Raw genomic sequence first — 7,618 nt, forward strand, 5'->3', positions numbered from 1 at the left:
GTATCGATCTCTTGACTTACGGCATCTGATTGGGAACCTGGATCTATTCAGTGTTTGGAGCCAAGATGGCGCGCATCACAGCTCTGGCGGGCGGCGTGGCGGCGGCGCTCGTGCTGCTCGCGATCCCCGCCGCTCTCCCCGCCGCGGCCCACAACCATCCCAGCGGGATCACCGATCTGGTGACGCCGGCCGTGGTGCGGGTGGAGGCGGTGTCCCATGTGGAGATCACCCTGCTCGACCACATCGGCGAGCTGAAACACGTGGAGCGCTCCTACGACATCCCGTTCGCCTCGGGCACGGGGACCGTCGTCAACCCCGAGGGCGACGTCGTCACGCTCAGGCGCAACGCCGTCAACCCCGATGACGTCGCCGTCTACGCCGCCAACAAGATCTTCGCCGAGCACCACAAGGTGAAGATCCCGCTCGACTACCAGAAGCACAAGCTCAAGGACGACCTGCTCGACCACCACCTGCAGGAGTGCTACCCGCCCAAGACCAGCACCGCCACCTGCATCATCGACGTGACCACCGACATCACGGTGTTCACCAACGTCTCGCCGCCCGGCCAGGGCCTGAAGTACAAGTGCATCAAGGCCGGCAAGACCCCCGACACGCCCGCCGTGCTGGTCCCGCTCACGCCCGCCGCCGGCAGCGTCGGCATGCCGACCGCGCCGCTCGCCGACAAGGTGCCCGAGCAGGAGGGCTCGCCGACCAACGTGGCAGGCTTCCTCGGCCGGCCGGGGCCCGGCGTCCAGGAGACCGTGCAGATCGCCCACCTGGCCAAGGGCGGGCAGGCCGGCGTGTCCGGCAGGCCGTTCGCCGACCCGGAGAAGAAGGTGGACGAGCCGGTCAAGCTGGGCGCCCTGGTCGACCAGGGCCTGGCCGGCGCGCCGGTGATCGGCGACAAGGACGGGCACGTCATCGGCATGCTCATCGGCGGCGGCAAGACGGCCGCCATGCTGGGCGTCAGGGAGATCACCGCCACCCTGGCCGCGGCCAAGGTCGCGCCGCGCAGGGGCGCGATCGACACCGCCTTCGAGGCCGCGCTGACCCGCTACCACACCAGGTACTACACCGAGGCGGCGCCGGGCTTCCAGCGCGTCCTGGAGCTCTACCCCGGCAACGTGGTGGCCGCCACGCTGCTCAAGACGTCGCTGGCCAAGCGCGGCGGTCCCGAGGACCAGGGCACCAAGCAGGCGGCGGCGCCCCCGTCGCGCTCCACGCCGCTGTGGCCGTTCCTGGTGGCGGGCGGGCTGCTGCTCATCGCCGGGGCCGGCCTGGTGTTCCTGCTGTGGCGGCGGCGGGCCCCGGAGAGACCGGTCGAGCTGCCGGAGACCCTGCCGGTGCCCTCGCCCTTCGACGAGGGCGCGAGCCAGACCGTCGTCGTGCGCCGCTCGCAGCCGTTCCAGGCGGTCCCGCAACAGCAGCAGGTGATGACCGCCCCCGACTCGCCGCCGGTCAAGTACTGCACCTCGTGCGGCATGAGGCTCGGCCCGGCCCATCGTTTCTGCGGCTACTGCGGCCATCCCATCGAGACGTGATGCAATTGAACGACAGATCGCTCATCGGCCAGGAGGTGGCCGGGTACTACATCGAGGACATCGTCGGCAAGGGCGGCATGGCCGTCGTCTACCTGGCGCTCGACCCCCGGCTCAGCCGCCGCGTGGCGTTGAAGATCCTCAACCCGGTGCTCTCCGTGGACGACAGGTTCCGCCAGCGCTTCATCCTGGAGTCCAGGACGGTCGCCAGCATCGAGCACCCCAACATCATCCCCATCTACGAGGCCAACGCCGACGCCGACGGCGTGCTCTACATCGCCATGCGCTACGTGGACGGCCTCGACCTGCGCCGGCTCATCTACGACCGGGGCCCGCTGCCGCTCGCCCAGGCCAGCCAGATCTTCGCCCAGACGGCCGCCGCGCTCGACGCCGCGCACGCCCACGACCTGATCCACCGCGACGTGAAACCGGCCAACATCCTGCTGGCCGGCGACCACGTCTACCTGACCGACTTCGGCATCACCAAGCACCGCTCGTCGATCTCCGGCCTGACCCAGACCGACCAGTTCATCGGCACGCCCCGGTACATGTCGCCCGAGCAGATCAACAAGGAGCACATCGACGGCCGGTGCGACCAGTACGCGCTGGCCTGCGTGGTCTACGAGGCGCTGAGCGCGCGGCTGCCGTTCCAGCGGGAGAACGACATCGCGCTGCTGTGGGCGCACCTGGCCGAGCAGCCCGCGCCGCTGTCGCAGCTGCGTCCCGAGCTGCCGCCGCAGGTGGACGTCGTGATGGCGCGCGCGCTGGCCAAGGCGCCCGAGCAGCGCTACGCCACCTGCGTCGAGTTCGTGACCGCGCTGCGCGACGCGATCAGCGGCCAGGAGGCCGAGCCGGGCGGCCGGCACCCGTCGGGGCCCCATCTGGTCCCGCACGCCGTCCCGCGCACCGGCCCGCACGCGGCGCCGGTTCCGGGAGCGGCGGCGGGTCCACAGGCAGGCCCGCGTACGGGGCCTCAGGCCGTCCCACAGACAGGACCGCAGCAGAGCCCGTACGCGGTGCCCGGCACGGGCCCGCACGGCCTGGGGCAGCCCTCGGGGCCGCACGAGGACCATTCCCGGCGCGCGGCCCCCACCCATCCCACGGCTCCGGCCAGGCGGCCGGGGCGGCTGCCGATCGTGGCGGTCACCCTGGTGGCCGCCGCGGCCGCGCTGACGCTGGTCGCGATGATCATCTTCAACCACCGCGGCGACACCTGGTCGCGCTACGCCGCCAGCGCCGCCGCCCCGCTGGCCTTCGAGTACCCCGGCGACTGGACCGCGCGCACCCACCAGGACCTGTTCGCCGTGGCCTCGCCGCACGCCACCGAGTTCGAGTCGCTGTTCGTGGCCGGTCCGGGCGCCGACTGGTCGGCGATCTCCCAGATCGTCGCCGACGACCCCGACAGCGCCGTGGGGGTGTACGTCCAGGTCTCCGACACCCTCGACGCGGGCGGCGACTCCGAGCAGATGAAGAGCAAGATGGACAACCTGCTGCCCGGCCAGGTGGACCTGGGCAAGCCGGTCCAGGACCAGGCGGGCAGCAGCCCGGCCACCCGCTTCGACGGCGTGCTGCACGACCCGGCCGGCGGCACCCGGCTCGGATTCGTCAGCTACGTCATCGACCGTCAGCCCAAGACCATGCTCGTGATGTACTTCTGCGCCAAGAACACCTGCGACGACGCCGTCCAGACGCGCATCAGGCAGAGCGTGCGCCCTTCGTAGACTTGTAACTGACTTGTGCCCGGCTTGACCTGGGTGTCCAAGCCGGGCATCGGCCGTCTACCCTCCGCCTGTGGGCATACGAATCGTCATCGCCGACGACCAGGCGATGGTCAGGGCCGGGTTGCGCATGGTCGTCGAGAGCGACCCCGGCATGGAGGTCGTCGGCGAGGCCGGCGACGGACGCGAGGCCATCGCGGTGGCCCGCCGCACCAGACCCGACATCGTCCTGATGGACATCTCCATGCCTCGGCTCGACGGGCTGGCCGCGGCCAAGGAGCTGCTGGACACGCCCTCGCCGCCCAAGGTCATCACGCTCACGACGTTCGACACCGACGAGAACCTCTACGCCGCGCTGCGCGCCGGCACCAGCGGGTTCCTGCTCAAGGTGTCGCCGCCCGAGCAGCTGCTGGAGGCGATCAGGGTGGTGCACGCCGGCGACGCGCTGCTCGACCCGGCCGTGACCAGCCGGGTCATCGCCACGTTCGCCGGTCGCGCCGACCCCACGCCCTCGCCGATGCTGGCCGAGCTGACGCCGCGCGAGCTGGAGGTGCTGCGGCTGCTGGCCAGGGGGCTGACGAACGCCGAGATCGCCAGGGACCTGTACGTCGGCGAGGCCACGGTCAAGACGCACGTGGCCAGGGTGCTGATGAAACTGTGCCTGCGGGACCGGGCCCAGGCGGTCGTCTTCGCCTACGAATCAGGGGTTGTGCGCCCTGGTGCGGCCTGAGGTTTGACGGACAGGGGGGTACGTATGTGTATATTTTCCGTGAGAAGGCGGTAGCAACAGGAGATATTTCATGCCATCGTTCCCCCGGGTGCTGTTCGACGAGGCCCACAGCGAGTCGTGGACCATCCGCCGCGAGGTCGCCGAGACCATCAATCCCGCCCATCCCGACGACAACAGCTACGCGCGCGCGGCAGCCGCGCTGCGCCATCTGGGGCACGACGTGCTCGCCCACACCGAAGGCGCCCTGACGGCCGGGGCGCTGTCCGGCCAGGACGTCCTGGTGATCGCCCACCCGTCCGGCGACCGGTGGGAGCGCACCACCGGCCACGGCAGCCCCGTCTTCGCCGCCGACGAGCTGGACGCCGTCGAGTCGTTCGTGGCCGAGGGCGGCGGGCTCGTGGTGCTGGCCGAGGAGGAGCAGGACAAGTACGGCAACAACGTCGCCGAGCTGCTCGCCCGCTTCGGCGTCGGCGTCGGTCACACGACCGTGCGCGACCCGAGGAACGCCCACCGCGAGGTCGCCACCTGGGTGCTCGCCGAGCGCGCCACGGGCGACGGCGTGCTGGCCGGCGTCCAGCGGGCCTGCTTCTACCGTTCGGGCGTCCTGACCGCCCCCGAGGAGGCGACGGTGCTGTTCGCCACCTCGGCCACCGCCGACCCGGCGGGCGCGCCGCTGGCCGTCGCCCTGCGGCACGGCAAGGGCCGGGTCGTCGTGTTCGCCGACTCCGACCTGTTCGGCGACGACTCGATCGAGGACTACGACCACCGCAGGCTCTGGGGCAACGTGATCACCTGGGCCGCCCGCGTCCCCGGCGGCGACGAGGCCGCCGGATCCCGGGACGAGGCCAAGGCCGCGCTGTTCGCCCGGCTCAAGGAGGCCGTGGAGGAGCTGCGCCCGCTGCAGGTCAAGGACGGCTCGGTGCCGGAGGACAAGGAGCGGGCCAAGGCGCTGGTCGCCGAGATCGGCCGCCGCGTGGGCGACATCGCGCCCTACTTCCCCCATGACGCCGCCTACCTCCAGGCCGTCCAGGACGACCTGGCCGCCTGGGCCGAGCAGGACCTCGGCGTGCCCGACTTCCTGCGCGCCCTGGACCTCTTCCACCCCGACACCCAGCGCGTGGACGGCCTGGAGCACGTCGTGGTGTTCCCCATGTACACCCAGAACGGCAACCTCAGCCGCAACCTCGAAGCCGTCTGGATCCGCACCATCTGGCCCGACTGGCTGGCCCGGCTGGAGGCCGGCGGCTACGACAACCCGATGTTCGTGCCGATCGCGTTCGAGGACTTCACCTCCGGCTACGACACCCACTCGGCCGTGCTGTTCCCCGAGACGGTCGCGGTAAGCCAGGCGCCGGCCCGCTTCACCTGGGGCGGCATCTTCGCCGACCGCGAGTCCGCCCGGTTCCGCCGGGTCTCGGCGGCGGCCGCCGCCACGCTCCGGCTCGACCTGCCGCCGGACGCCGCCCGCCTGCTGGACTCCCAGCAGCTCGCCCAGGACACGTTCGTGCTGTGGGACCTGATCCACGACCGCACGCACAGCCACGGCGACCTGCCGTTCGACCCGTTCATGATCAAGCAGCGGATGCCGTACTGGCTGTACTCGCTGGAGGAGCTGCGCTGCGACCTGACGGCGTTCGGCGAGGCCGTGGAGCTGGAGGGCAAGGGCGTGCCGCACGCCCGGTACGTGCAGCTCGCCATCCTGTTCGACCGGCTGTTCAGGTTCCCGGTCACCGGTGACCGGGTGCGCAACTACGACGGGCTCGGCGGCCAGCTGCTCTTCGCGTACCTGCACCGCAACGACATCGTCCGCTGGACCGACAACCGGCTCACGATCGACTGGGAGCGGGTCGCGGACGGCGTGGCCGACCTGCGGGGCGAGGTCGAGAAGTTGTACCGCGACAGCATCGACCGGTCCAAGCTGGCCCACTGGCTGGCCGCGCACGAGCTGGTCAGCGCGTACGTGCCGCCGGCCCCCGGCTCGGTGTGGGCCAAGGGCGTCCAGGCCCTGCCCGAGGAGCAGAAGGCCAAGGTGGACGCGGTGCTGCCGGACGAGTTCCCGCTCAGCATGTTCTACGAGGCCCTGCGCCGTAAGCTGACAGACGTGGTCGAGTCGACTAAGGGGATCCGCGCATGATCATCCTGGTGACGGGGGCCGGCGGCCCCACCGGGGAAGCCGTTTCCGAGCACTTCCGCAAGCAGGGGCACGCCGTGATCGGGGTCGACAAGGACGACGTCGACCTGCTCGACCGCGCGGCCGTCCAGGACCTCGCGGCCCGGATCGACGCCGAGCACGGCCGGGTCGACGGCGTGGTCCACCTGGTGGGCGGCTGGCGCGGCTCGCGCACGTTCGCCGACACCCGCCTGGAGGACTGGGACGCCCTGCACGACCTGCTGATCCGCACGCTCCAGCACGTGTCGCTGGCCTTCGAGCCGCTGCTGCGCAAGAGCGACAACGGCCGGTTCGTGATCATCTCCGCCAAGGCCGCCCAGCGGCCCACGGCGGGCGGCGCGGCCTACGCGGCGGCCAAGGCGGCCTCGGAGGCCTGGACGCTGTCCCTGGCCGACGCGCTGTCCGGCACGAACGCGGCAGCGGTCATACTGGTGGTGAAGGCCCTGGTCAACGACGCGATGAGGGCCGCCAAGCCGGAGGCGAAGTTCCCCGGCTTCACCGACGTCGGCGACCTGGCGGCGGCGATCGCCGGCCTCTACGACCGCCCCGCCGCAGACATCAACGGCACCCGATTGGACCTCACTTCTTGATCCCCCGGCACGACCCCCAGCTCAAGGCGTTCGCCAGCGACAACTACGCCGGCGTGCACCCGGAGATCCTCCAGGCCATCGTCCAGGCCAACGGCGGTCACCAGATCGCCTACGGCGACGACGTCTACACCGAGGCGCTGCAGCAGGTCTTCCAGCGGCACTTCGGCGACGGGGCGCGGGCCTGGCCGGTCTTCAACGGCACGGCGGCCAACGTGGTCTCGCTGCGCGCGATGACCGCCCACTGGGAGGCGGTCATCTGCGCCGAGAGCGCCCACATCCACACCGACGAGGGCGGCGCCCCCGAGGTGGCGGGCGGCATCAAGCTGCTCACCGTGCCCACGCCCGACGGCAAGCTCACCCCCGAGCTGATCGACCGCCAGGCGTGGGGCTTCGGCGACGTGCACCGGGCCCAGCCCAAGGTGGTGTCCATCTCCAACACCACCGAGTGGGGCACCGTCTACACGCCCGAGGAGATCGCCGCGATCTGCGCCCACGCGCACGAGCTCGGCCTGCTCGTCCACCTCGACGGCTCGCGGCTGACCAACGCCGCGGCCGCGCTCGACGTGCCGATGCGGGCCCTGACCACCGACGCGGGCGTGGACGTGCTCTCCTTCGGCGGCACCAAGATCGGCCTGCTGTACGGCGAGGCCGTCGTGGTGCTCAACCCGTCGGCGGCCACCGGCGTCGACTACATCCGCAAGACGTTCATGCAGCTGTCGTCCAAGATGCGGTTCGTCTCGGCGCAGTTCGAGGCGCTGCTCTCGGGCGACCTGTGGCTGCGCAACGCGCGGCAGGCCAACGCCATGGGGCGGCGGCTGGCCGAGGCCGTGGGGCGCATCCCGGGCGTCACGCTGCCCCGGCCCGTGGAGGCC

6 protein-coding genes are annotated in these 7,618 nt (G+C 71.4%); all 6 read left to right on the forward strand.

Annotation, left to right across the window (positions count from 1 at the left end):
* The first annotated feature begins 65 nt into the window (after positions 1–65).
* Entirely contained in the window at positions 66–1,541 is a 1,476-nt protein-coding gene (locus tag ACWCSD_RS17140; RefSeq protein WP_397162305.1) for a hypothetical protein, read from the forward strand.
* Positions 1,541–3,259 carry a serine/threonine protein kinase gene (locus tag ACWCSD_RS17145; protein WP_397162349.1) on the forward strand — a complete coding sequence of 573 codons (1,719 nt, stop codon included), beginning with the start codon at positions 1,541–1,543 and terminating at the stop codon, positions 3,257–3,259. Before ACWCSD_RS17140 ends, ACWCSD_RS17145 begins: the two co-directional genes overlap by 1 nt.
* Before the next feature lie 70 nt (positions 3,260–3,329).
* A complete protein-coding gene (locus ACWCSD_RS17150) occupies positions 3,330–3,986 on the forward strand; it encodes a response regulator (RefSeq protein ID WP_125630960.1) in 657 nt (218 codons plus the stop codon).
* A 70-nt stretch (positions 3,987–4,056) separates the two neighbouring features.
* Positions 4,057–6,120 (forward strand): DUF6421 family protein, encoded by a 2,064-nt coding sequence (locus ACWCSD_RS17155; RefSeq protein WP_397162304.1) that lies wholly within the window; start codon positions 4,057–4,059, stop codon positions 6,118–6,120.
* Entirely contained in the window at positions 6,117–6,746 is a 630-nt protein-coding gene (locus ACWCSD_RS17160) for an SDR family NAD(P)-dependent oxidoreductase (RefSeq protein WP_449915933.1), read from the forward strand. The genes ACWCSD_RS17155 and ACWCSD_RS17160 overlap by 4 nt, the downstream gene beginning before the upstream one ends.
* On the forward strand, positions 6,743–7,618 hold an 876-nt coding region (locus tag ACWCSD_RS17165; RefSeq protein WP_449915936.1), incomplete at its 3' end, for a threonine aldolase family protein. The genes ACWCSD_RS17160 and ACWCSD_RS17165, both read left to right, overlap by 4 nt.

The organism is Nonomuraea sp. NPDC001684 (assembly GCF_053596515.1).